22 protein-coding genes, 1 other RNA gene and 1 other annotated feature are annotated in these 25,124 nt (G+C 37.2%); of the genes, 19 read left to right on the top strand and 4 right to left on the bottom strand.

Annotated features, from left to right (window positions below; genetic code table 11):
* Positions 1-7: 7 nt before the first annotated feature.
* Entirely contained in the window at positions 8-1,147 is a 1,140-nt protein-coding gene (tgt, locus tag MKY26_RS10730) for a tRNA guanosine(34) transglycosylase Tgt (protein WP_095372434.1), read from the top strand.
* A 26-nt stretch (positions 1,148-1,173) separates the two neighbouring features.
* Entirely contained in the window at positions 1,174-1,449 is a 276-nt protein-coding gene (gene yajC / locus MKY26_RS10725; protein WP_095372435.1) for a preprotein translocase subunit YajC, read from the top strand.
* Positions 1,450-1,514: 65 nt separating this feature from the next.
* Here yajC and MKY26_RS10720 read toward each other — a convergent pair whose 3' ends face one another.
* A complete protein-coding gene (locus MKY26_RS10720; protein ID WP_324837515.1) occupies positions 1,515-1,961 on the bottom strand; it encodes a TIGR04086 family membrane protein in 447 nt (148 codons plus the stop codon).
* A gap of 89 nt (positions 1,962-2,050) precedes the next feature.
* On the opposite strand from MKY26_RS10720, the gene MKY26_RS10715 reads away from it, so the two are divergent.
* On the top strand, positions 2,051-2,713 hold the full coding sequence (locus MKY26_RS10715; RefSeq protein ID WP_445293140.1) for a DUF421 domain-containing protein: 663 nt from the start codon (positions 2,051-2,053) through the stop codon (positions 2,711-2,713).
* A 66-nt stretch (positions 2,714-2,779) separates the two neighbouring features.
* Here MKY26_RS10715 and spoVB read toward each other — a convergent pair whose 3' ends face one another.
* Positions 2,780-4,336, bottom strand: coding sequence for a stage V sporulation protein B (spoVB, locus tag MKY26_RS10710; RefSeq protein ID WP_095372437.1), 1,557 nt, complete (start codon positions 4,334-4,336; stop codon positions 2,780-2,782).
* 131 nt (positions 4,337-4,467) lie between these two features.
* Here spoVB and MKY26_RS10705 point away from each other — a divergent pair, with 131 nt between their 5' ends.
* The 8 genes from MKY26_RS10705 to dtd all read left to right on the top strand — a co-directional run bounded on the left by MKY26_RS10705 (position 4,468) and on the right by dtd (position 14,631).
* Positions 4,468-4,755, top strand: a complete 288-nt coding sequence (locus MKY26_RS10705; protein ID WP_233435379.1) for a post-transcriptional regulator — start codon at positions 4,468-4,470, stop codon at positions 4,753-4,755.
* A gap of 231 nt (positions 4,756-4,986) precedes the next feature.
* Positions 4,987-7,254, top strand: a complete 2,268-nt coding sequence (gene secDF / locus MKY26_RS10700; RefSeq protein ID WP_095372439.1) for a protein translocase subunit SecDF — start codon at positions 4,987-4,989, stop codon at positions 7,252-7,254.
* A 272-nt stretch (positions 7,255-7,526) separates the two neighbouring features.
* Positions 7,527-8,426 (top strand): cation diffusion facilitator family transporter, encoded by a 900-nt coding sequence (locus MKY26_RS10695; protein ID WP_341096938.1) that lies wholly within the window; start codon positions 7,527-7,529, stop codon positions 8,424-8,426.
* 11 nt (positions 8,427-8,437) lie between these two features.
* Positions 8,438-8,779, top strand: a complete 342-nt coding sequence (locus tag MKY26_RS10690) for a LapA family protein (RefSeq protein WP_341096930.1) — start codon at positions 8,438-8,440, stop codon at positions 8,777-8,779.
* A gap of 51 nt (positions 8,780-8,830) precedes the next feature.
* On the top strand, positions 8,831-11,170 hold the full coding sequence (recJ, locus tag MKY26_RS10685; protein ID WP_322909625.1) for a single-stranded-DNA-specific exonuclease RecJ: 2,340 nt from the start codon (positions 8,831-8,833) through the stop codon (positions 11,168-11,170).
* An 18-nt stretch (positions 11,171-11,188) separates the two neighbouring features.
* The gene (locus tag MKY26_RS10680; RefSeq protein WP_095372443.1) at positions 11,189-11,701 is read left to right on the top strand and encodes an adenine phosphoribosyltransferase; all 513 of its coding nucleotides are present in this window, start codon (positions 11,189-11,191) and stop codon (positions 11,699-11,701) included.
* A gap of 276 nt (positions 11,702-11,977) precedes the next feature.
* A complete protein-coding gene (locus tag MKY26_RS10675) occupies positions 11,978-14,173 on the top strand; it encodes a RelA/SpoT family protein (protein WP_095372444.1) in 2,196 nt (731 codons plus the stop codon).
* Positions 14,174-14,190: 17 nt separating this feature from the next.
* Positions 14,191-14,631, top strand: a complete 441-nt coding sequence (dtd, locus tag MKY26_RS10670; RefSeq protein WP_341096915.1) for a D-aminoacyl-tRNA deacylase — start codon at positions 14,191-14,193, stop codon at positions 14,629-14,631.
* 347 nt (positions 14,632-14,978) lie between these two features.
* Here dtd and MKY26_RS10665 read toward each other — a convergent pair whose 3' ends face one another.
* A complete protein-coding gene (locus tag MKY26_RS10665) occupies positions 14,979-16,745 on the bottom strand; it encodes an SH3 domain-containing protein (RefSeq protein WP_341096907.1) in 1,767 nt (588 codons plus the stop codon).
* Between the two features lie 282 nt (positions 16,746-17,027).
* Here MKY26_RS10665 and MKY26_RS10660 point away from each other — a divergent pair, with 282 nt between their 5' ends.
* The 5 genes from MKY26_RS10660 to MKY26_RS10640 all read left to right on the top strand — a co-directional run bounded on the left by MKY26_RS10660 (position 17,028) and on the right by MKY26_RS10640 (position 22,706).
* Positions 17,028-17,204 carry a hypothetical protein gene (locus MKY26_RS10660; protein ID WP_180316944.1) on the top strand — a complete coding sequence of 59 codons (177 nt, stop codon included), beginning with the start codon at positions 17,028-17,030 and terminating at the stop codon, positions 17,202-17,204.
* Positions 17,205-17,302: 98 nt separating this feature from the next.
* Positions 17,303-17,539 (top strand) — a binding site (T-box leader).
* A gap of 66 nt (positions 17,540-17,605) precedes the next feature.
* Positions 17,606-18,880, top strand: coding sequence for a histidine--tRNA ligase (gene hisS, locus MKY26_RS10655; RefSeq protein ID WP_095372447.1), 1,275 nt, complete (start codon positions 17,606-17,608; stop codon positions 18,878-18,880).
* 12 nt (positions 18,881-18,892) lie between these two features.
* Positions 18,893-20,668 (top strand): aspartate--tRNA ligase, encoded by a 1,776-nt coding sequence (gene aspS / locus MKY26_RS10650; RefSeq protein WP_341096902.1) that lies wholly within the window; start codon positions 18,893-18,895, stop codon positions 20,666-20,668.
* Between the two features lie 81 nt (positions 20,669-20,749).
* Positions 20,750-20,938, top strand: a non-coding RNA gene (ssrS, locus tag MKY26_RS10645) — 6S RNA.
* A 997-nt stretch (positions 20,939-21,935) separates the two neighbouring features.
* Positions 21,936-22,706, top strand: coding sequence for a tRNA threonylcarbamoyladenosine dehydratase (locus MKY26_RS10640; protein ID WP_095372451.1), 771 nt, complete (start codon positions 21,936-21,938; stop codon positions 22,704-22,706).
* Between the two features lie 45 nt (positions 22,707-22,751).
* Here the strand turns inward: MKY26_RS10640 and MKY26_RS10635 are convergent, their stop codons facing one another.
* On the bottom strand, positions 22,752-23,147 hold the full coding sequence (locus tag MKY26_RS10635) for an SANT/Myb-like DNA-binding domain-containing protein (protein ID WP_095372452.1): 396 nt from the start codon (positions 23,145-23,147) through the stop codon (positions 22,752-22,754).
* A gap of 130 nt (positions 23,148-23,277) precedes the next feature.
* Between MKY26_RS10635 and MKY26_RS10630 the strand changes: the two genes are divergently transcribed.
* The 3 genes from MKY26_RS10630 to MKY26_RS10620 are packed head-to-tail and all read left to right on the top strand — an operon-like array spanning position 23,278 to position 25,119.
* Entirely contained in the window at positions 23,278-24,057 is a 780-nt protein-coding gene (locus tag MKY26_RS10630; RefSeq protein ID WP_095372453.1) for a hypothetical protein, read from the top strand.
* A gap of 2 nt (positions 24,058-24,059) precedes the next feature.
* Positions 24,060-24,434: a GntR family transcriptional regulator gene (locus MKY26_RS10625; RefSeq protein WP_095372454.1), complete on the top strand. Its 375-nt coding sequence runs from the start codon at positions 24,060-24,062 to the stop codon at positions 24,432-24,434.
* Entirely contained in the window at positions 24,424-25,119 is a 696-nt protein-coding gene (locus tag MKY26_RS10620) for an ABC transporter ATP-binding protein (RefSeq protein WP_095372455.1), read from the top strand. The genes MKY26_RS10625 and MKY26_RS10620 overlap by 11 nt, the downstream gene beginning before the upstream one ends.
* Positions 25,120-25,124 lie beyond the last annotated feature (5 nt).

Here is a 25,124-nt window from a genome sequence, read left to right as displayed (position 1 = left end):
TTACGTCATGACAGCTATACGTTATGAATTGATAAAAACATGTAAACAAACAGGTGCGAGACTTGGGCGTGTTCACACACCTCACGGCTCATTTGAAACACCTGTTTTCATGCCAGTAGGTACGCTAGCGACGGTGAAAACAATGTCACCGGAAGACCTAGTGAACATGGGGGCAGGAATAATTTTAAGTAATACGTATCATCTATGGTTACGACCTGGACATGAGTTGATAAAGGAAGCGGGAGGCTTACATGAATTCATGAATTGGGATCGTGCTATTTTAACTGATTCCGGTGGATTCCAAGTATTTAGTCTCAGTGATTTTAGAAAGATTGAAGAAGAGGGTGTCCATTTCCGTAATCATTTGAATGGAGATAAACTATTTCTTTCACCTGAAAAGGCCATGCAAATACAAAACGCACTGGGCTCAGATATTATGATGGCATTTGATGAATGTCCACCTTTCCCAGCAACACATGAATATATGAAAAAATCTGTTGAGCGAACATCTAGGTGGGCCGAGAGATGTTTAGAAGCACATGAACGACCAAACGACCAAGGTTTATTTGGTATTGTTCAAGGTGGCGAATATAATGATTTACGTGCTCAAAGTGCGAAAGACCTTGTTTCACTTGATTTTCCTGGCTATGCAATAGGGGGGTTATCAGTTGGGGAACCAAAGGATATAATGAATAGAGTGTTGGAAGAAACAACACCACTTCTGCCCAATCATAAGCCTCGTTATTTAATGGGTGTCGGTTCACCGGATTCCTTAATTGATGGTGCGATTCGTGGGGTAGATATGTTTGATTGTGTATTACCAACAAGGATTGCAAGAAATGGCACGTTAATGACGAGCGAAGGAAGATTAGTTGTTAAAAATGCGAAGTATGCACGTGACTTTGGTCCACTAGATGAGAATTGCGATTGCTATACTTGTCGAAATTATAGTCGTGCCTATATAAGACACTTAATAAAATGTGACGAAACTTTCGGAATAAGGCTTACAACTTATCATAACCTTTATTTTCTGTTAAAATTAATGGAAAAGGTCAGAGAGGCAATCAGAGAGGATCGTCTAGGTGACTTTAGAGAAGAATTTTTCGAGAAATATGGTTTTAATAAGCCGAACGCGAAAAACTTCTAATACTTGAAAGGAGGGGAAAAGAGAATATGGATATTTTAGCTACTATTGGGCCGTTAGTCATTATGTTTGTGCTGTTTTATTTCCTTTTAATCAGACCACAACAAAAACGTCAAAAAGCGGTTAATCAAATGCAGAATAGTCTGAAAAAAGGCGATAAAGTAGTTACAATCGGTGGTTTACATGGTTTTGTAGATGCAATCGATGAGGACAAAGTCGTTATCAAGTGTGGCGATGGAAGCCGTCTTACATACGACCGTCAAGCGATTCGTGAAGTAACTGAATCAGCTCCCGGTACCGTTTAAGAATGAAAAAGCTGTTTGAAGTAGTTTCCCTACTTCAAACAGCTTTTTTCATTTTCACTTAACTCCTATTTTGATTTTGAACTCATGTTTACACCTAAAATACCACCCATCATTGCAATGAGAATATAGCAAATAAAGTATACGATTTGTTGAGGATTAAATAGTTTATCAAAACCGAGATATTGGAATAAAAAAATAATGATTGTATAAATCGCACCAGTTATCCCGCCGAGCATCCATCCCCTTTGTTTTCCTTTCCCACCTGAAATGAAACCTCCAGTAAAGAGGGCAATAAAAGAAATGGCTGTCATTACATATTGAACAGAAGACTCTTGTAAGGAAGTAAACCTCAATATAAGAGCGAAAATAAAACTACTAACAATTGCCAATGTGAAAATGGCTATAAGGCCATGTAAAACGGAAGTCCCTAATGCCTTCGATTCTTCGATTGGAAACCTCCCCTTTCTCTTTTGATAAAATTCCTTTGTACAAGCATATTCTGCGGATGGCAAAATAGAAGCAAAATCATAAAATATTTCTTACTCTATTTGATTAAATTGAGAAGTCCTGTACAAGCTAATCTTATAAAGAGGTGGCTATGTTGGAAGAATATTTTATTGTTATATTTCGAACGATTTTACTATATATTTTAATGACTATCATCTATCGTATCATGGGGAAAAGGGAAATTGGTGAGCTTAGTATACTTGATTTAGTCATTTCGATAATGATTGCTGAGTTGGCAGTTGTTGCGATTGAGAAGAGTGACGAGAAATTATTTAGGAATATTCTTCCTATGCTTATTCTGATGGTTGTACAGATTATTTCCGCCTATTGGTCCTTAAAAAGTAAGAAAATGAGGGATCTTGTTGATGGAAAACCAGTCATTTTAATTAATAAAGGGAAGATTGATGAGAAAGCGATGAAAAAACTGCGCTACAATTTAGATGATCTCCTTATGCAACTACGTGAAAAAGATATTTCACTTATATCTGATGTCGAATATGCAATACTAGAGGTATCCGGGAGCTTGTCTGTGATTGAAAAGAGCAATCAGTCATCACAAGCGGACCTTACCCCAACATTTACCCTTCCTCTTGTCATGGACGGGAGAATAAATAGTGAAAACTTAGCATTAATCAATAAGGATGAAGAATGGTTGAAGAAAGAATTAAAGGAAAAAGGGGTTCATGATATTTCAAGGGTGTCCTTATGTAGTTTTGAAAATAATACATTTTATATTGATTTAATTGATGAGAAATAGAAAAGATGTTCATGGGTAGAAAAAACTGAGTGTGTAAATCTAGTCACTCAGTTTTTTATATGAAGGCTATCTAAACATAAATTTCGCTAAAAACTGACCGACTCCCGGAAGTCCTTGTACATCACCTTTTCTAATGAGCTTTGTGAAAATCATGATGATTAGATAGAGTAAACTCATAATCATTGCCCCACATAGGATAGTAGGTACGATGGTGAAATTTAGGTACTTAATTGTAATATATCCGATATAACCGGTTAGGAGCATAGCGCCCGATGTGATTAAGTATTCACGCATATGAATGGTATAAGAAATGGCTTTTAACAAAGTGGCGAAATGCAGTAGAGTAACTAATACAAAGCCGACAATTAACCCGAGCGCTACTCCTGTAATACCAAAGGCAGGCTGGCTTCCAAGAATAAAGATAACCGCAATTTTAGCAACCGCACCAATCAGGCTATTGATCATGGCAGCACGTGCTAAATCTAGGGCTTGTAGCGCAGACTGCAGTGGCTGTTGGAAATAGTAGAATAGGAAAAGAGGCGCCATTAATTTTAGGAAGTCGGTACCTGTTGTCGAACCATACATGACAGTCATTAATGGTTCAGCCAGAATATAAATAACTACAACTGAAAGACCACCTGTGGTTAAAGAAATCCTTAATGCTTGCTGCAGACGATATTCAATTAAATGAAAGTTATTTACTGCTTTCGCTTCGCTAATGGCAGGTACGAGTGAGGTGGAGAGCGCCATATTAATGAATGATGGTAGCATTAACAAAGGAAGAGCAAATCCGGTTAAGGCACCATATCCTTCTGTAGCAGCAATAGTAGAAACACCAGCTATAGCAAGACTATAAGTTACAACAATTGGCTCTAAAAACCAAGCGACAGAACCGATCATTCTACTTCCAGTCGTAGGTAATGCCACTTCCATAAGTTGTTTAAACGTATCCTTGCCCTTACGGATATGTTGGAAAAATTGTCTTCGTACCTTAAACTTCTTTTTTAATTTAAATGATGCTAGTAAATAAATGAGTGACGCTAATTCGCCAATTACGGATGCAAGCATAGCTCCCGCTGCAGCATATTCAATCCCGTATGGCAAAAATGCTTTAGTTAGTGCAGCAATTAATGTGATTCTTACAACTTGTTCAATAAGTTGTGAATAAGCGGCCGGCTTCATATTTTGCTTACCTTGGAAATATCCGCGTATGACAGAAGAGACGGCAATAATCGGCACAACAGGTGCGATAGCTAATAATGGATATAGCGTCCTGTTATCTGTTAATAAATGCTCTGAAAGATAGGGAGTTAATAAAATTAAAGCTGGTGTAAATAAGATCGATAATGATAATGTACTAGCTAATGAAACAATGAGGATTTTTTTTGTTTTTTCCGTATCTCCTCTTGCTTCCGCTTCCGCCACATTTTTTGAAATTGCTACGGGTAAACCAAGCTGTGTAATTGTTACGACTAGAATAAATGTAGGAAAAGCCATCATATAAAGACCGACACCTTCAGCTCCAATGAACCTTGCGATGACAATCCGATTAATAAACCCGAGTACTCTAGTTACAAGTCCAGCAAATAAGAGAATAATCGTTCCTTGAATAAATTTCGACATTGTACACCCTGCCTTCTCAAATGAAAGGTATTCATATACAATTAATCTATATGCAAGAAGATGGACAAAGCATGACAAGCTTTCGTAATTAAAGTGAGTTATATTTAAAAAAAGGAGAGTTGAATTTGAAAATGCATGCCTATGATATTTTTTTCGAAGAGGTAGAACCTGCAATTGATGTAAAAATCGATGAGTTTCGCTTTCTTGGATATGAACATGTGACAAGAGCGCAATTATGGGAATACTTAAAGAAGAAAAAGTGGAAAACACCTAAATCAACGATACGATTATTTGAAATTGTGGAAGATGTTTTAGGGATAAAAGTTGGAGAATTTATTAACTATACAACTGTTGAAGCTTATATGGACACAGAATTTTCTCTGGAAAATGCTGAGGAAATGAAGGAATTACTAAAATAGAACGAGTTAGTTATCCATCACTTAGTACTCTAGTCATAAACGTTTATCTCAACAACTATGTTGATAAAATTGACAGTCCCTTCCTCTTGTTTCATAATAATAATATTGCGCTTGAGAAAGGTTTTCATTAAACGGTTATAATCATATTTACTTCGTTTATCCTGTTAGAAAAGTCACGGTAAAAAGCTCAATATTTGGGCTTGTTTGGAAAGTGAGGAGGAAATATACATAATGGTAAAGCGTAGCAGAATTCTATCATTTTTTCTAATCATTATTTTATTTGCAAGTTTGATGGGATTCACTTCGAAAGATATTTTAGGAGATGTAAAGCTTGGTCTTGATTTGCAAGGTGGGTTTGAAGTGCTTTATGAGGTGTCGCCTGCAAAAGAAGGCCAAGAAATTGACCAAGCTGCAATGTCAGCAACAGCACAATCCCTAGATCGCCGAATTAATGTCCTTGGTGTAAGTGAACCCAATATTCAAATTGAAGGGGACAACCGCATTAGGGTGCAACTGGCTGGAGTAACAGATCAAGAGCAAGCTAGGGAAATGCTTTCAACTGAGGCCAATCTAACGTTTAGAGACGTGGATGATAATGTGTTGATGGATGGGAGTGACCTTGTTGAAGGGGGAGCATCACAAACATTCGATGAAAATGGTCGTCCGAGCGTCTCTATTAAGTTAAAGAGTGCGGATAAGTTTAGAGAAGTTACTCAAGAAATTGTAAACAAACCAGCAGGGGAGAATCTACTGGTCATTTGGTTAGATTTTGAAGAAGGAGATTCATTCGCCGAAGAAGCGACAAAAGAAGATCCTAAATACTTATCAGCCCCACAAGTGAGTCAAGTATTTAATCAAGATTCGGTTTCAATTGTAGGTAACTTTACTTTAGAAGAAGCAAAAACTTTATCTGATTTATTATCGGCAGGCTCATTACCAGTTAAGTTAGATGAAGTCTATTCGACTTCTGTTGGTGCACAATTTGGTGAGTCAGCATTAGATAAAACCATTATTGGCGGAATAATAGGTATTGCTGCGATTTTCATCTTTATGATTGCTTATTACCGACTTCCTGGAGTCATTGCAGTCATCACTTTATCTGTTTACTTATATTTGACATTAGTCGTATTTAATCTGATGAATGCGGTACTCACATTACCTGGTGTGGCGGCATTAATTCTTGGAGTGGGTATGGCAGTAGATGCAAATATTATTACTTATGAAAGAATAAAAGATGAAATAAGAGTGGGCCGTTCGATTAAAGCTGCATTTAAAGCAGGTAGTAAAAACTCTTTATCAACTATTTTTGATGCCAATTTAACGACATTGTTAGCAGCTGGCGTATTGTTTATTTATGGGACAAGTTCTGTAAAAGGGTTTGCTACGACTTTAATTTTAAGTATTTTGATGAGTTTCATTACGGCTGTATACGGAGCTAGATTACTACTCTGGTTATGTGTAAATAGTAACCTGTTTAAAAACATGCCAGGCATGTTCGGTGTTCATAAGAAAGATATACACCAATTAAATGAAAACCTAGATACAGTAGACTTAACAACTAAATTTGACCGCTTTGACTTCGTTAAACATCGGAAAAAATACTATAGTTTTTCTGGCTTGATGATCGTCCTAGGAATTATTATGCTCTTTATATTCGGCTTAAACTTGAGCATTGACTTTTCACAAGGAACAAGAATTGAGCAAATGTCTAATGAGCCGTTAACGGAAGACGGTTATCAAGCATCTTTAGCAGAAATAGGTATAGAAACGGACGATATCGTTATTTCCGGTAATAATAATGAAATTGGTGTCGCCCGTATAAAAGACGAGGTATTCAATAAAGAACAAATTGCTGAGTATCAATCACAACTAGAAGATGAATATGGAAGTATTCCTAACATTAGTACTGTTACCCCAACAGTAGGTAAAGAAATAGCGATGAATGCAATAAAAGCATTAGCCATAGCGGCCATAGGAATTATTCTGTATGTCACCATCCGTTTCGAATGGAGGATGGCTTTAGCCGCAGTACTAGCTTTATTGCATGACGCCTTCTTTATTGTTGTTATATTTAGTGTGACAAGGCTAGAAGCGGATCTTACATTTATAGCTGCTGTCTTAACCATTGTTGGTTATTCAATCAATGATACAATCGTTACATTTGACCGCATACGTGAGAATATGGTTAGGAAGAAGAAAATTAAAACCTTTGAGGAGCTTGCGCAAATAGCTAATCAAAGTTTGCGGCAAACGCTGGGTCGATCAATTAATACCATTATTACAGTCGTACTAGCTGTACTCGGACTGTTGATATTTGGTAGTGAAGCGATACGTAACTTTAATATTGCTTTATTGATAGGGTTAATTGCCGGTACTTATTCATCTATCTTCCTTGCGACACAAATGTGGCTATCATGGAAAGGTATGCAACTGAAAAAGCATGGCGTATTAATTACTTATAAAGAAAAGAAACAGAAAACGGACGAACCACAAGTTTAAAAGAAGATATCAAGCATCTGCATAAAATGGCAGATGCTTTTTTTATCGCTTTCATAACATAGATGTCACTATATTCATTGCTAAATCGCAAGTATGGGTTTAGTAAGGTATATAGGTGGTATTGCTAGGTCTTTATTGTTTGCTCTCGTTTTTTATCCCCTCCATTTAGAGTCAGTAATTAGTTAAAGTAGGAGGCACGCTCTAGTTATGGTTATGATTTTAGTTGTTATGGAAATAATAGGTAGATGAATGATCAAGAGGGGGATTTTTAAATGCTTGTTGAGAAAGAAGTGAGGTTTAAACGGGCCGAGAATGCAGCAATTTTAGGAATGGGGGCAAATATTGCCCTAGCTATTTTCAAATGGGTAATTGGAGTTCACTCTGGTAGTAAAGCTTTAATAGCGGATGCGATCCATTCAGCATCTGATGTAGCAGGTTCACTCGCTGTTTATATTGGCTTAATTGCAGCTAAAAGGCCTCCAGATGAGGACCATCCATATGGACACGGTAAAGCTGAATTAATTGCTGCAATTATTGTTGCTGTATTTCTATTCTTTGTTGGTATTGAGATTTTCATATCATCATTTCAATCATTATTTCAACCTGTTGAAGCTCCGAAGGTATACGCGATTATTGCTGTGATTGTTTCCATTATAGTAAAAGAGGGAATGTTTAGATATAAGTTTAAACTGGGAAAAGAGTTAAATAGTGATGCACTTATTGTAAATGCCTATGAACACCGCTCAGATGTCTATTCCTCATTAGCTGCATTAATTGGTATAGGTAGTGCGATTATAGGAGGAAAATTAGGGCTCAATTGGCTAGAATATGCGGACCCTGTCATTGGTTTAGTAGTAGCTTTTATGATTCTCCATATGGCTTTTCAACTAGGGAAGGAAGCCATTCATAATACAATGGATCATGTGTTAAGCCCTGAGGCATCAAGTTATCTATTTTCTGCTGTCGATAAAGTAGAAGGAATTAAACGAATAGAAGAGCTGCATGCAAGAGAGCATGGGCATTACTTAATTATTGATTTAAAGATAGCCGTAGACCCATCTCTCACTGTTGAAGACGGTCATCTCATTGTAAAAAATGCAAAAGAAAAACTAATGGCTTTTCATCAAGTGCAAAACGTTTTTATTCAAATGATTCCATATGATCATACATAGGAGGGGAATAAATGAAAAATCAATGGATTATATTACTCAGTATTGTTTTTACATTAATTGTCGCTATTTTTGCTGTTATTAACGTCGATCCTGTTACGGTTAATTATCTATTCGGCGAAAGTAGTTGGCCGCTGATTCTCGTTATTTTAAGTTCTGTATTAATGGGAGGTCTCATTGTTAGTTCAGTCGGTTTAATAAAAATTTTTAATTTACAAAGAGAAGTCAAATCGTTGAAAAAACAGTTAGTAGCGCTTAAAGGAAATGAGGGACAAAAAGAAGCAGATAAAACTCATCAAGTGAAAAGTGAATTTCATGATGTTAAACAATTAAAGGTAAGCAACAACAAAGAATAATTGAAACGAATGCGACGCTCTAGTATAATGTAAAAGTTGAGGGGTGAACGTATGTTACATTCTAAAACGCGTTGGAATGTTCGTCAATCAGATGAAGCCTCTGTAGAGGAACTCATAAACGGATTAAATATTTCATCTGCGTTGGCTACATTACTTGTTAATCGCGGCTTTAATACCGTCGAATCAGCACGGTATTTTTTATTTGATGAAAAAAAAGAATTTCACGATCCTTTCTTATTAAATGATATGGATTTGGCTGTTTCGCGTATACAACGAGCGATTAAAAATAACGAATCGATTATGATTTTTGGAGACTATGATGCCGATGGTGTTACGAGTACTACTGTCATGATGAGAACATTAACATCACTAGGAGCAGATGTGCAATTTTACATACCTAACCGGTTTACGGAAGGTTATGGGCCAAATGTTCCGGCATTTCAATATGCTAGTGATATCGGTGTTTCGTTAATTATTACTGTTGATACAGGAATTGCTGCTATCGAACCTGCGCAAGCGGCTAAAGAAATGGGAATCGATTTAATTATTACGGATCATCATGAACCAGGCCCTGTCTTGCCAGAGTGTCTGGCAATCATTCATCCGAAACTTCCTGACAGTCGTTATCCTTTCAAAGAACTTGCTGGAGTTGGTGTAGCATTTAAGCTTGCTCATGCTCTATTAGGTAATGTGCCAAATGATTTATTAGAGTTTGTTGCAATTGGTACAGTTGCAGACCTTGTTTCATTGACGGATGAAAATCGGTTAATTGTGAAGAAAGGTCTTAAAAAGCTGCAATCAACACAGAATCTTGGTATCAGATCATTAATATCGTTAGCTAATGTCAAATTAGCAGAGATGACAGAAGAGACAATCGGCTTTACGATTGCACCAAGATTAAATGCTGTAGGTAGATTAGATTCTGCGGACCCTGCAGTGGAATTGTTATTAACTGAAGATGCGCTTGAGGCTGAAGCGTTAGCTGAAGAAATCGACCAAATGAATAAAGAGCGACAATCAATTGTTCATACCATGGCTGAAGAAGCGATTCAACAAGTTGAGGCGGAATATCCAATTGAGGAAAATCCGGTCATTGTAGTAGGTAAAGAAGGTTGGAACCCTGGGGTTGTTGGAATTGTGGCTTCAAGGCTAGTAGAGAAATATTATCGTCCTGTTATATGTCTAAGTTTCGATTCACAACAAGGAATAGCTAAAGGATCTGCGAGGAGTATAACTGGCTTTGATCTGTTTCATAATCTGTCGCAATCTCGAGATATCCTTCCTCATTTTGGTGGTCACCCAATGGCTGCAGGAATGACCTTGAAACTTGATGATGTTGACATACTTCGTCAAAGGCTTATCCAGCTTGCGAAGGAACAGTTAAACGAAGATGACTTTATACCGATTACTAATCTAGATGCTGAATTAAGGGTAGCTGATGTTAATTTAGAAATGATCGCTGAAATACAACAATTGGCACCGTTTGGTATTGATAATCCTAAGCCGAAAGTAATGTTAAAAGAGGCGAATGTCAGTCTGTTAAAGAGAATTGGGACCAATAAAACACATCTGAAGATTACATTAGAAGATAATGATGTGACATTGGATGGAATTGGATTTGGATTTGGAGAATACGCAGAACAAATTTCTATGGATGCTAGTCTTGCTATTGTAGGGGAACTTTCTATTAACGAATGGAATAATATAAAGAAGCCACAAGTCTTTATCCAAGATATACGTATACAAGAATGGCAATTATTTGATATTAGAGGCGCTAAACGTTTAGACACAATTGTCACACATGTCCATCATGAAACCTCTGAATGGATCGTATTTAATAAGGAAAATCATGATAAATTTTTACCTTATAATCCCAATGTATCGTTGGTTCTGTCTGACGAAGAGGCAGAAAATATTATATTAGATGGTAAGCATGTGGTTTTTTGTGATTTACCACCACAAAAGGAAAGACTAGAGGCTATTTTGCGTGGGAAAAGTCCAGAAAGAATTTATTGTCATTTCTATCAAACAAATGATATATTCTCTATGGCGACTCCAAACCGTGACCATTTTAAATGGTACTATGCGCTCATTGCTAAGAGAGGGCCTTTTAACCTTGAAGAAAGAAAAGCAGAGGTAGCTAAATTTAAAGGCTGGCAAGTTTCTTATATTGATTTTATGACTGAAGTGTTTTTTGAACTAGAATTTGTTAAAATAGATAATGGGATGATTTCTCTTAGTGATGCAAAACAAAAGAGAGATTTATCGGAATCACAGGCTTTTTGCATAAAGCAACAACAAGTGAAGTTAGAAAATGAATTGCTTTATTCAAAAGCAGGTCAATTAAAAGATTGGTTTGATGGGCTGCTTCAGAATGCCTATGTGAATTGAGGAGGCAAAGGAAAGAAGATGGATTTAAAACAATATATTACTATAGTAGAGGATTGGCCAAAACCAGGTATCACATTTAAAGATATTACTACATTAATGGATAATGGTGATGCTTATAGATATGCAACAGACCAAATTGTTACTTATGCGAAAGAAAAACAGATTGACCTTGTTGTCGGGCCAGAAGCGCGTGGATTTATAATTGGATGTCCAGTAGCTTATTCTTTAGGAGTAGGATTTGCACCTGTTCGTAAAGAAGGTAAACTACCTAGAGAAACGGTAAAAGTAGATTATGGTCTGGAATATGGTAAAGATGTCTTAACTATCCATAAAGATGCGATTAAGCCTGGTCAACGCGTATTAATCACGGACGATCTTCTAGCTACAGGTGGAACCATTGAGGCAACAATAAAATTAGTAGAAGAACTAGGTGGAGTTGTTGCAGGTATTGCCTTCTTAATCGAGTTAAGCTATTTAGATGGTAAAGAGAAATTAAAGGATTATGATGTTTTAACTTTAATGACTTATTAATAGATTCTAGAGAGCACTATATGTGTTCTCTTTTTTTATTAATAGTTATTTTTAGGATAATTAAGGAGAAATTGGAATTAATTATTAGTAATTTCGACAAATTCTACGTTTTTTTGTAAAAATAAAACGCTAGCTCTTTACATCTATGTTATTTTTTTCGATAATAGTAACAATCGTTTCTTTTTTCTTAATGATATATATTTATTTTGTATAAGGAAAAGAAGATATTACACATGGTTATGGTTATTAAAAATAATTTGGGATAAAGGTGATTCCATGGCGAACGATCAGGTGTTGACCGCCGAACAAGTCATCGATAGGACAAGAGAATATTTGAATGAAGAGCATGCCCAGTTCGTCAAAAGAGCTTACGAATTCGCTAAGTCTGCTCATAGTGAACAATACCGTAAATCAGGTGAACCGTACATTATTCACCCTATTCAAGTAGCGGGAATATTAGCGGACCTGGAAATGGACCCAGCTACAGTAGCAGCTGGCTTTCTTCATGATGTTGTTGAGGATACTGAATCCACTTTAGAGGATATCGCAGAACATTTTAGTGAAGAAGTTGCTATGCTTGTAGATGGTGTAACAAAGCTGGGGAAGATTAAATATAAATCAAAAGAAGAACAGCAAGCAGAAAATCATCGTAAAATGTTTGTTGCCATGGCACAAGATATTAGAGTGATTTTAATAAAACTTGCAGATAGACTTCATAATATGCGGACGTTAAAACACTTACCTGCTGAGAAGCAAAGAAGAATCTCGAACGAAACTTTAGAGATTTTTGCTCCGCTTGCTCATAGACTAGGAATTTCTAAAATTAAGTGGGAATTAGAAGATACAGCTTTAAGATACTTGAATCCGCAGCAATATTATCGAATTGTTAACTTGATGAAGAAGAAGAGAGCAGAGAGGGAACAATATTTAGTAGATGTTATTGCGATGATGAGAGATCGTCTGGACGACGTAACCATTGAACCTGAGATTTCTGGTAGAGCTAAACATATTTATAGCATCTATCGAAAAATGGCTCTACAAAACAAACAATTCAATGAAATTTATGATCTACTAGCCGTAAGGATTGTGGTAAATAGCATAAAGGATTGTTATGCTGTTCTCGGTATTATCCACACGCATTGGAAACCAATGCCAGGCAGGTTTAAAGATTATATTGCGATGCCTAAGCAAAATATGTATCAATCATTGCATACAACAGTTATTGGTCCTAAAGGAGATCCATTAGAGGTGCAAATACGTACCTTTGATATGCATAGAATAGCTGAATTTGGTATCGCTGCTCATTGGGCTTATAAAGAAGGAACAAAGGTCGATGAAAATTCTTCATTTGAAGATAAATTAAAATGGTTTAGAGAGATATTGGATTTCCAAGATGATTCGGTTGGTGCCGAGGAGTTTATGGAATCGCTTAAGATGGACCTGTTTTCTGATATGGTCTATGTTTTTACGCCTAAAGGAGATGTCATTGAACTACCATCAGGCTCAGTACCAATAGATTTTGCCTATAGAATTCATTCAGAAATAGGTAATAAAACGATTGGTGCGAAAGTAAACGGTAAAATGGTAACACTTGATTATAAGTTGCAAACAGGGGATATTGTTGAAATATTAACTTCTAAGCATTCTTATGGGCCAAGTCAAGACTGGCTTAAATTAGCTCAATCTTCACAAGCAAAAAATAAGATTAGACAATTCTTCAAAAAGCAAAGAAAAGAAGAAAATGTTGAAAAAGGGCGCGAATTAATCGAAAAAGAGATTCGTAATATGGATTTTGAAGTAAAAGAGATTATGACCGCAGAAAATCTAAATCGTGTATCGGAAAAATATAATTTCCCATCTGAAGAAGATTTGTATGCTTCAGTTGGATACAATGGCATTACGGCATTACAGGTAGCCAATCGCCTAACTGAAAAGTTAAGAAAGCAAAGAGACCTTGAAGGTAAAAAAGATATATCCAATGCTGTAAGCGAATTGAAACAGCTTCCTCAAGCGAAAAAACGTGAATCAGGTGTACGCGTATCAGGAATTGATAACTTGCTTATTCGTTTATCGCGTTGTTGTAATCCGGTACCAGGTGATGAAATTGTCGGATTTATTACGAAGGGTAGAGGTGTCTCTGTCCATCGTGCGGACTGTACGAATATTAATACAGATGATGCGAAAGCAAGACTTATACCTGTTGAGTGGGAGACCGCTTTAAATGATCAGAAAGAGTATAATGTAGAAATAGAAATTACTGGCTATGATCGACGTGGATTATTGAATGAAGTGCTTCAGGCAGTAAATGAAGCGAAAACAAATATATCTGCAGTAACAGGTCGTTCGGACAAGAATAAAGCCGCTTCAATCAATATGTCGATCTCTATTCATAATGTAAACCATCTGCATAAAGTGGTAGAGCGTATTAAGCAGATACCCGATGTATATGCGGTTCGTCGAATTATGAACTAAAAGGAGTGGCTAGAGTTTTGAAAATTGTTGTTCAGAGAAGTAAAGCAGCCAAAGTGACTGTTGGTGAAAAAATAACTGGTAGCATTACGCATGGCTTTGTTTTGCTTGTTGGGATTACCCATGAGGATACGTTTGAAGATGCTGCTTATTTAGCTGATAAAATCGTTCATCTTCGTGTGTTCGATGATGAAGAAGGTAAAATGAATAGGTCATTACTTGATATACAAGGTGAAATTCTTTCTGTATCTCAATTCACCCTGTATGGGGACTGCCGTAAAGGGAGACGCCCTAACTTCATGAATGCTGCACGCCCTGAGAAAGCGTTAGACATCTATCTTCGCTTTAATGAAATGCTTGAGGGAAAAGGTGTCCACGTAGAAAAAGGTGAATTTGGTGCGATGATGGATGTATCTCTCACCAATGATGGTCCCGTTACACTCATTTTAGAAAGTAAATAAAAAATAAGACCCAACCTGAACAAATCTTGATTGAAGGGGATTTGATCAGGTTGTTTTTTTGTTCTAATAATTGGGCGTTGTTTATGAGAGTTGAATGTGTTTGCTCGTACATTTCGCCAAAGATAGCGTAGGAAGAGGATTAATCGTACAAATAGAGTGGAATCGTTAAAGATAGCGTAGGAAAGTGAATGAGCTCGTGTATCTAGAGTGACAACATCAAACATAGACGAGCAAAACTACATTACACACTCTCTTTTTGTTATTGGGCTAAGGAACTCTTAATTTATGCTAGTTCAATAAATATAAAAAAACACCTGCCTAAAAGCAAAAAGGCAGGTGTGAGATTCTTATTGAAAATGTGTACGTAATCCTTGGAAGATACCTGTCGAAACAGCTTCTTGGTATTGTTCAGATGTTACTTTTATTTCCTCTGTTGCGTTACTTAAATAACCTAGTTCAAGTAATATTGCTTTGCTGTTATTTTCACGTATAACATAATAATCACCATGTCTATAACCTCTATCATTTAAGTCGATCTTCGACATAATCCCTTGATGGACATCAGCAGCAAATTGCTGTTGATAATCGTGATAGTAATAAGTAGTCATGCCTCTTACACTTCGATCGTTTATGCTATCATAATGAATACTGATGAATGCATCAGCTTTATTCATATGAGACATACCTACCCGTGATTGGAGAGGAACATATGTATCTTGTTGTCTTGTGAATATTACAGTAGCTCCTGCTGCTTTTAATTTTGCAGCCAATTTTTCAGCAGTGCGAATCGTTACTGTTTTTTCAAGTGTACCGGATGCGCCAGTTGTACCATTATCTCTTCCTCCATGGCCAGGATCTAAGACAATCACTTTGTTTTTTAATCCTGGAGTAGAAGAAGATTGGTCGGTTGGTTGAGATTGTTTGCCATTAGAAACAATCCAGCCAGCAATAAAACCTGTTTGTCCATCACCTAATTTAATTTCATACCAATCTTTTTCTGTCCCCACAACTTCAAATGTATCTCCTTGATTGGCTCTTGCTACAATGGTGGCATTAGTCGTTGCGCTTTGACGAATATTGGAGCCATTGTGCAGAATCGTTACATTTTTGACAGATGAAGACGATTTTGATTCCGTTGAGGAACTTTGATCTTTGTTCACATACCAGCTAGCAACCCATCCGTTTGTCCCATTTGGAAGCTCAATATTTGTCCAGTTATTTTCTTCCTTTAAAATACGAAAATTGTCACCTTGAGCAACTGAACCGATAATGTTCCCGTTTAATGATGGTTTTTCCCTTACATTTAAAGAACTAGCGGTGATGGTGCCATTATTATTAGTTTCTTTCTTTTTTTCTTGGTTTTTGCCTGCTTGGATATATTGACTACTTATCCATGCATTTGTCCCTTGAAATGAGATTTCAGTCCAATCATTTTCTTGTGATAAAATATCTACGGACGTACCTGAATTTAACTTACCAATTACTTTACTGTTTGTATCTGGACTAGTACGAACGTTGAGGGAATTACCAGTAATGACCCCTTGTTTAATCACCGTTTTCTTTTCTTCATTAGATGAAGAGCTTGCTTCTTGGGTTTGGCCATTCACTTGAACAAAGTCTTTGTGTACCCATACATTTCCGTACTCAGTCGTAATATTGAACCAATCTTGGTCGGTGGAGACGATTTTGTATTCTTTTCCTTTTGAGACAACGCCAACAACGCGATAATCAGTTGAAGGACCACCTCTAACTCTTAAACCATCAGCATTGATGGTAACGGTTTTTTCACTACCGCTATTTACTTGTTTTTCTTTTTCTTGCTTATTTTCTGTTTCCATTACAACAAGCCAATTGGCGACCCACCCTTTTTGGCCGGATTCAAAATCAATCTGATACCAATCACCTTCTTGATCAAGGATTGTGTAAGTCTCGTCTCTTGCCGCCATTCCTAGACTTGCATAACTTAATCCTGGACCTGTGCGAACATTAAGACTATCTGTTGCAATTCGAAGCTTTTGTCCTGCTGATTCAGCTTCTGCCTCTTTTATGGGTATTAGAAGAGCTATCACTAGAATCATACAAATGGTTATCCAAAGATGTTTTTTGCCTTGCAACCACGTTCCTCCTTCCTGTTTGCCATTTATCAAGATAAGCAAATATTTCCTCTCTCGTCAAGATAAATGAGGTTATATATACTTTCTTTTTTATGTGGCCGTTTCCCTTCTAATATCGGTTTATCAACCTGTTTTGTAAACAAGTTGTAACGTAATTACCACTTCAAACCATTCGGGAGAATTGCATGGTTTTTGTCTATTTCTTTATTATTTTTATAAATATCATTCGATTTGCCCATACTAACATGAGTAAAAGACTATATGGTAAAAGGATGATTGTCTGTGAGATATGGTGAAAAAGGGATGAATGTGCAAAGTGGCGAGAACCAATTATTTGGTGTTGACTTTCATGATTTTATTCAAGCTGAGGGGAATGCCACGATGGTTGAACTTGCGAGTGAATTCGGAATTTCCTTACAAGATGTGAGAAAACTGAAAAAGAAAATTTCTAGAACGTAAATCGCCATCTATTCTATATGGAGACTTGACATCTTGTACAATGGTTATTATGATAAGAAGGATAAAATGATATTTTAATACAGTAAATGATAAAATAAATTGAACCAATGATGAAGAAGAGTAATCATTCTCCACATAAAAAGAGAGGAAATGCCATAGGCTGAAAGCATTTCTATATGATGATTTGATGAAAGAACACTTCTTAGGTTTCTCCCTGAAAAATATAAATTTATTAGGGGAAGAACGTATGCAGGCGTTATCTGTATAAAGAGACAGTATAATTATTATGCTGTAACTAGGGTGGCACCACGGGATATTCAACTCTCGTCCCTTGTATTGAAAAATACAAGGGACGAGAGTTTTTTTATTTAAGCTTTAGGAAAGAGGAGGATTTGGTATATATGTCAATCCGTTTACCAAGGGGTACCCAGGATATACTTCCTGGTCAAGTAGAGAAATGGCAATTAATAGAACAAAAAGCGAGAGAACTTTGTCATAAATTTCAATATCAGGAGATTCGCACACCGATATTTGAACATACAGATTTGTTTTTACGAAGTGTGGGAGATACAACTGATATCGTCCAGAAGGAAATGTACACATTTGATGATCGTGGAGGAAGAAGCTTAACATTGAGACCAGAAGGAACAGCTTCCACAGTACGCTCATTTGTTGAACATAAAATGTTTGGCCAAGCAAATCAGCCTGTTAAATTATATTATATGGGACCAATGTTTCGTTATGAAAGACCACAAGCTGGTCGTTTCCGCCAGTTTGTCCAATTTGGTGTAGAAGCGATAGGCAGCGATGATCCGGCCATTGACGCAGAAGTTATTGCTTTAGCCATGGCGCTTTATAAAGAAATGGGTTTGAAAAAGTTAAAACTAGTCATCAACAGTTTAGGTGATAAGGAGAGCCGGGCAAAACATCGTGAGGCCCTCATTGCTCATTTCAGCCCGAGTATTAATGAATTTTGTTCAGATTGTCAAAGCAGATTAGAGAAAAACCCTATGCGTATTCTCGATTGTAAAAAAGATCGTGAGCATCCATTGATGAAAACTGCCCCATCAATTATTGATCACTTAAATGACGAATCCAAACAATACTTCAAAAAAGTACAACAGTACTTAACAGACTTAGAAATTGAATTTGAAGTCGATGCAAATCTAGTCCGTGGTTTAGACTATTATACGCATACTGCCTTTGAGATTATGAGTGATGCGGAAGGGTTTGGCGCAATAACAACTCTTTGTGGTGGAGGCAGGTATAACGGTTTAACAGAAGAAGTCGGTGGACCGGAAGCACCTGGCATTGGCTTTGCTCTAAGTATTGAGAGATTTCTAGCTGCTTTAGAAGCCGAAAATGTTGAACTCCCAATTGATCAATCCATTGATTGTTATATTGTCGCATTAGGTGAAGAGGCGAGAGATTATTCTGTCGGTTTGCTCCACAAATTACGCCATGCAGGATATTCTGCTGAAAGAGATTATTCTGATCGTAAAATTAAGGCACAATTCAAAGCAGCCGATCGAATGAACGCAAAATATGTAGCTGTTATTGGTGAAGATGAATTAAAAAACAATAAGATTAACTTAAAAATAATGGATAGTGGGGAACAAAAGGAAATGGAGCTTGCTTCATTTATCCAAGACTTTACTGCGCTATATAGAAACTAGGAGGAATCATAGATGTTTGGAAGAACGTACTACTGCGGAGAGATTACCGAAAAAGCGATAGGTGAGAAAGTAACATTAAAGGGTTGGGTGCAAAAACGTCGTGATTTAGGAGGTCTTATCTTTATTGACCTACGTGACAGAACAGGCATAGTCCAAGTTGTCTTTAATCCGGAAGTTTCACAAGAAGCTTTAGCATTAGCAGAAAAAATTCGTAACGAATATGTGTTAGATATTGAAGGCGTCGTTATTGAAAGGGAACAAGGGACGGTTAATGAGAGCTTAACAACTGGTAAAATTGAAATTGTAGTGGAAAAAGTAACGATTCTTAATGAGGCGAAAACACCTCCATTTACAATTGACGAAAAATCTGAAGTATCTGAGGATGTTCGCTTAAAATATCGTTATCTAGATTTAAGAAGACCAGTAATGGCCAATACATTAAAGCTACGCCATCAAGTAACAAAAGCTATTAGAGGATTCCTTGATGATGCTGATTTTATCGATGTAGAGACACCAATCTTAACGAAGAGTACACCAGAAGGAGCGCGCGATTATTTAGTGCCAAGTCGTGTGCATCCAGGAGAGTTTTACGCGCTGCCACAATCGCCACAAATATTTAAACAATTATTAATGGTCAGTGGAGTAGACCGTTATTATCAAATTGCTCGTTGCTTCCGAGATGAAGATTTACGCGCAGACCGTCAACCGGAGTTTACGCAAATTGATATTGAAATGAGCTTTATGAGCCAAGAAGATATTATTGAGTTGATGGAAAGTATGATGGCTAAAATCATGAAGGATGTAAAAGGACAAGAAGTTCATATCCCATTCCCTCGTTTAACCTATCATGAAGCTATGTCAAGATACGGTTCCGATAAGCCAGATACACGTTTTGAAATGGAGCTAACGGATTTATCTGATATCGTAAAGGATTCGAGCTTTAAAGTATTTGCTGGTGCTGTATCATCAGGTGGACAAGTGAAAGCAATCAACGTCAAAGGCGCTGCTTCCACCTATTCCCGCAAAGATATTGATGCCTTGACGGAATTTGTTTCGGTATACGGGGCTAAAGGACTTGCTTGGTTAAAAGCAGAAGAAGAAGGTTTAAAAGGCCCAATTGCTAAATTTGTATCTGAAGAAGAACAAGCAGCGATTCAGTCAGCACTTGGTGTAGAAGCTGGCGACCTATTACTATTCGTTGCGGATAAAAAATCAGTAGTTGCTGATGCATTAGGTGCGCTTCGTCTAAAATTAGGTAAGCAATTAGAATTAATTGATGAAAGCAAATTTAACTTCTTATGGGTAACGGATTGGCCGCTACTTGAGTATGACGAAGAAGATGGTCGCTATTATGCAGCACATCATCCTTTTACAATGCCACAAAGACAAGATTTGGAAAAATTAGCTGATCAGCCTGGAGAAGTAAAAGCTCAAGCGTATGACCTAGTTCTTAATGGCTATGAACTTGGCGGTGGTTCCCTACGTATATTCGAAAGAGATATTCAGGAGCGAATGTTTGAAATTCTTGGTTTTTCTAAAGAGGAAGCTGTCGAGCAATTTGGTTTCCTACTTGAAGCATTTGACTATGGTACTCCGCCACATGGAGGGATTGCACTAGGACTTGATCGTCTAGTAATGTTACTTGCTGGTAGAACGAACCTAAGAGATACAATTGCTTTCCCTAAAACAGCTAGTGCAAGTTGCGTTTTAACAGATGCACCTGGGGAAGTAAGTGAAGCACAATTAAATGATCTTCATCTCGCTTTGAATGTAAAGAATCAAGATTAATTGGTAAAAAAAGTGATTTTTGAACTATATGTCACTTCTTGAATTCATATCTTAGCTATGATAAGATTACTTCAATCATAAAGAGTCCTGATGTGTACGTCGTCTACCCTAATTTTGACCGAACATATTACCTTCGGGAGTCCGGAGTTTTCTACGTAAGCGTAAATGCCTCATTTCTAGAGGACTTACAGATGCGAGAAGCAGGACACCCACCTGCTAAGTGCGGGTTCAAAATGAAGGACCAATAACGACGGCATAATTGGGACTCTTTCAATTTATAATTGTATGTAAAACCTGATCATAGTTATCAGGTTTTTTTATCTGTGGTCGAATAATAGTGTACTTACTTAAGGGTTTTGCAAGTTAGAAACAACCCGGTGTGTGAGCGCTTCACAAAATGGATGAGCAGGTCCCTCAGAAGGAATCTGGCGTATGAGCGCTTCGCAAAATGGATGAGCAGGTCCCTCAGAAGGAACTCTGGTGTGTGAGCGCTTCGCAAAGTGGAATAGCAAGTCCTTCAGAATGAATCCCGGGCGTGAGCGCTTCACAAAATGGATTAGTAGGTCCCTCAGAATGAATCTGGCGTATGAGCGCTTCGCAAAATGGATTAGCAAGTCCCTCAGAAGGAACTCCGGTGTGTGAGCGCTTCGCAAAATGGATTAGCTTGTCCCTCAGAAAGAACTCCGGGCGTGAGCGCTTCGCAAAATGGAATAGCAAGTCCCTCAGAAAGAACTCCGGGCGTGAGCGCTTCGCAAAGTGGATGAGCAAGTCCTTCAGAATGAATCCCGGGCGTGAGCGCTTCGCAAAATGGATTAGTAGGTCCCTCAGAAGGAACTCTGGTGTGTGAGCGCTTCGCAAAGTGGAATAGCAAGTTCTTCAGAATGAATCCCGGGCGTGAGCGCTTCGCAAAGTGGAATAGCAAGTCCTTCAGAAGGAACTCTGGTGTGTGAGCGCTTCGCAAAATGTATTAGCAAGTCCCTCAGCAGGAAGCTGGCGTATGAGCGCTTCGCAAAATGAATGAGCAAGTCCCTCAGAAAGAACCTGGCATGCGTATGACTTCATTATTTTTAGGGTTTAAAAAACTCAACAAATATGTACCAAAACAGGAAGGTCAAAAGAGATCATATGCCCATAAAAATCTGTTCACCTTTTTCAAAAGAAGGAATGAGAAATCCCAGTGATTTACTTGTATTTAACGGAAAGTATGATATATTTTTTTACGGGTATGATTATTTGTAGGATAGATATGGAATGGAGTTGAAATAGCATGTTACATCAGTTTTCGCGAAATGAGCTTGCCATTGGTAAAGATGGTTTAGAGACAATGAAAAATAGTACAGTGGCTGTATTAGGTATCGGGGGAGTGGGGACATTTGCAGCTGAGGCCCTTGCTCGTTCAGGTGTGGGCAGACTTGTGCTTGTTGATAAAGATGATGTGGATATTACCAATGTCAATAGACAAATTATTGCGTTGCTTTCTACTGTCGGTAGACAAAAAGTAGAAGTAATGAAAGAGAGAATTATGGATATTAATCCAGAATGTGAAGTCATTGCTTTGAAAATGTTTTATACAGAAGAAACATATGAAGATTTCTTTAGTTATAACCCTGATTTTGTCATTGATGCTTCAGACACGATTTCTTATAAGATCCACTTAATGAAAGAGTGCTTGAAAAGAGATATACCGATTATTTCTAGTATGGGTGCAGCTAATAAGATGGATCCGACAAGATTCCAAATCGCTGATATTTCTAAAACGCATACTGACCCAATTGCTAAGGTAATTCGTACTCGTTTACGAAAGGAAGGCATTCGTAAAGGTATACCCGTCGTTTTCTCTGATGAAAGTCCAATCGTTATTCGTGAAGATGTGAGAAAAACCGTTGGGAAAGATGATGCAAAAATCCGTAAGGCGAAAATGCCGCCGTCTTCTAATGCATTTGTGCCATCTGTATCAGGACTTATTATGGCAAGTTATGTTGTTAAGGAATTATTAGCCGACATTCCTATTAGTCGTGTAAATGACGAAAGTAAATAAATGAAAAAAAAGCTTGTAGTTATTGTTACTACAAGCTTTCTTCATTTATTTGCGATATTCTTTCATAACAGACATTAGTCCTTCGTAAAGTGAAAGCTCGTTTTCTAATTGATGGCTAGTTTCTTCCCATTTTTGATTAAGTTCTTTATTTCTTTCCTCTAATTGCTCATTTTCCAGTAAAAGTGCCTTGTTCTCAGATAATAATAAAAGGTCAGGGGTTGTTTTTAAGTATTCAATCACTTTCTGTATAGATAAGCTCGTAGCGTCTTCTTTAGTCTTCTTCATATTGTGATACCTAGTTTGACAGGCTGATTCTGTTCTACCTAATTTTTTTGCTGCCATGCGAAAGGCATCTGCTTTAGAATCACCATTTTGGCTATACTCATTAACCAATTCTTCTAATAGTTGATCGTCGGATTCTTGCCAAGATGCATGTGTCATCGAAAGCCTCCTTATCAAAACATTTATTATTATCCTCTACCTTAAAAAAAGAATCATACATTAGGCTTGACGGAAACAAAGTACCGGTGTACTATTTAACTAATACACTAGATGTAAAAAGGAGGAAAAAATGAATCCTTTTCGTGGCTTGCTCGTAAAAGAATTAAAGATAATGAAATCTCACTTTTATGGCGTAATTTTAACCGTGTTCTTTGCCGTGTTAATAGGCTTAGCATTGACTCATTATTTTAAGGAAGGTAATATTTTACCTGCTTTTCTGTTCTTCTTATTTTTTGCGCATATTCTGTTTTACCCTATTTTTATTTTGTATTCCTTAAATTTAGAGACAAAGACGCAAGGGTGGTTGCATAACCCAAATCGGGGTTCTTATTTATTGAGTAGTAAGCTAGTGGCCATTAGTATTTATTTTGTAATGTCGATAGTCATTACCATTTTCTTAGCAATAGGGAGCTATTATTATAATCCTAATGTCTCATTCTATGACAACATACCAGTTGTTCTTCCGCTTTACTTATTATTATTTATCACTTGTTTGTCTTTCTATTTTGGTTTATGGTTCTGTTTTTATTGGTTCGTTTACTATAGCTTAAAAAATGTACCAATCTTAGGAAGGGTGCGCTCAGTATCTTTATTTATCATAGTAGTTGTGCAAATGTTCATTTCTGGTTTAATAGGTGAAAGCGATTGGTACAAACAATTAGTCCATATGAGTGAGCTTGATTTAAATGTAGATTGGCTGCATTTCAACTTTTTTGTTCAATCAGACGGGTTCACATTCAATATGGCTGATAGTACAATCTCCATTGTAGAAATCCTTTTATACCTCGTTACAGCTAGTCTGTTATTCATTACCTCGACTTGGTTGCTCGAAAAGAAGGTTGAGGTGTAATAATGGCGAAAGAGTTTCATTCATCACAGCCGATATATCTCCAAATCATGGAACGGGTTTGTCAACAGATTGTGAGAAAAGAGTTAGCTCCAGGGGAAAAATTACCCTCTGTTCGTGAGATGGCCCTTACATTTGGGGTGAATCCAAATACAATTCAAAGAACGTATCAAGAGCTAGAAAGGATGGAAGTCGCCTTGGCGAAGCGTGGGCAAGGAACATTTGTAACAGAAGATACAGCCAAGTTAATGAACTTAAAAAGAGATATGCAAAAGCAGATCATCCAATCCTATGTAAATAATTTGCGAGAGTTAGGCTTTTCTAATGAGGAAATGAAACAAGGGCTATCTCAATTCCTGAAGGAGGATCATGATGATTGAGTTTCATAAGGTGAATAAGAAATATGGCTTTAATCAGGTTTTGAAAGATATCAGCTTTACAATACGCCCTGGGAAAATCATCGGTCTAGTGGGACCGAATGGAAGTGGAAAATCCACCATATTGAAACTCATCTCTGGTCTAACTTATCCTTCAAGTGGTGAAGTCAATGTATTAGGCGAGCCTGCTAATAGAAGAATTGCGTCCAAAGTCATCTATTTAACAGAGGCAGACAGTTTTTATCCTTCTTTTACGGTTAGAGATATGCTGAATTTTTATGAGAGCCAATTTGCTGATTTTGAACAAGATAAAGCAATGGAACTACTTCAATTTATGAACTTAAATGATTCAGTAAAAATTAGGTCATTATCGAAAGGAAACCGTGGACGGTTAAAATTAGTATTGGCTCTTGCTAGAAGAGCACCTATTCTACTTTTAGATGAACCATTTTCTGGATTAGATCCAATGGTTCGGGATTCGTTGGTTCAAGGATTATTAAGCTTTATTGATTTTGAGAAACAAACAGTGCTAATGGCTACACATGAAATAGAAGAAGTTGAAACAGTCCTTGACGAATTGATTATGATAGAAGATGGGAAATTTCTTGGTCAGTATCATGTAGAAACAATAAGAGAAGAAAAAGGGCTGTCTATCAAAGAATGGATGAAAGAAACATATAAGGGGTGAGGAAA

This window comes from Cytobacillus sp. FSL R7-0680 (assembly GCF_038009245.1).
GTDB classification, from domain to species: Bacteria; Bacillota; Bacilli; order Bacillales; family Cytobacillaceae; genus Cytobacillus; species Cytobacillus kochii.
The sequence above is the reverse complement of the archived record's forward strand: the minus strand, read 5'-3'. Positions and strand labels throughout refer to the sequence as shown.

Excerpts from the sequence above, each read along its gene's own strand:
- tgt (WP_095372434.1), top strand. The coding sequence starts at position 8 with ATGACAGCTATACGTTATGAATTGATAAAAACATGTAAACAAACAGGT.
- yajC (WP_095372435.1), top strand. The coding sequence starts at position 1,174 with ATGGATATTTTAGCTACTATTGGGCCGTTAGTCATTATGTTTGTGCTG.
- spoVB (WP_095372437.1), bottom strand. The coding sequence starts at position 4,336 with ATGTCGAAATTTATTCAAGGAACGATTATTCTCTTATTTGCTGGACTT.
- MKY26_RS10705 (WP_233435379.1), top strand. The coding sequence starts at position 4,468 with ATGCATGCCTATGATATTTTTTTCGAAGAGGTAGAACCTGCAATTGAT.
- secDF (WP_095372439.1), top strand. The coding sequence starts at position 4,987 with ATGGTAAAGCGTAGCAGAATTCTATCATTTTTTCTAATCATTATTTTA.
- MKY26_RS10695 (WP_341096938.1), top strand. The coding sequence starts at position 7,527 with ATGCTTGTTGAGAAAGAAGTGAGGTTTAAACGGGCCGAGAATGCAGCA.
- MKY26_RS10690 (WP_341096930.1), top strand. The coding sequence starts at position 8,438 with ATGAAAAATCAATGGATTATATTACTCAGTATTGTTTTTACATTAATT.
- recJ (WP_322909625.1), top strand. The coding sequence starts at position 8,831 with ATGTTACATTCTAAAACGCGTTGGAATGTTCGTCAATCAGATGAAGCC.
- MKY26_RS10680 (WP_095372443.1), top strand. The coding sequence starts at position 11,189 with ATGGATTTAAAACAATATATTACTATAGTAGAGGATTGGCCAAAACCA.
- MKY26_RS10675 (WP_095372444.1), top strand. The coding sequence starts at position 11,978 with ATGGCGAACGATCAGGTGTTGACCGCCGAACAAGTCATCGATAGGACA.
- hisS (WP_095372447.1), top strand. The coding sequence starts at position 17,606 with ATGTCAATCCGTTTACCAAGGGGTACCCAGGATATACTTCCTGGTCAA.
- aspS (WP_341096902.1), top strand. The coding sequence starts at position 18,893 with ATGTTTGGAAGAACGTACTACTGCGGAGAGATTACCGAAAAAGCGATA.
- MKY26_RS10640 (WP_095372451.1), top strand. The coding sequence starts at position 21,936 with ATGTTACATCAGTTTTCGCGAAATGAGCTTGCCATTGGTAAAGATGGT.
- MKY26_RS10635 (WP_095372452.1), bottom strand. The coding sequence starts at position 23,147 with ATGACACATGCATCTTGGCAAGAATCCGACGATCAACTATTAGAAGAA.
- MKY26_RS10630 (WP_095372453.1), top strand. The coding sequence starts at position 23,278 with ATGAATCCTTTTCGTGGCTTGCTCGTAAAAGAATTAAAGATAATGAAA.
- MKY26_RS10625 (WP_095372454.1), top strand. The coding sequence starts at position 24,060 with ATGGCGAAAGAGTTTCATTCATCACAGCCGATATATCTCCAAATCATG.
- MKY26_RS10620 (WP_095372455.1), top strand. The coding sequence starts at position 24,424 with ATGATGATTGAGTTTCATAAGGTGAATAAGAAATATGGCTTTAATCAG.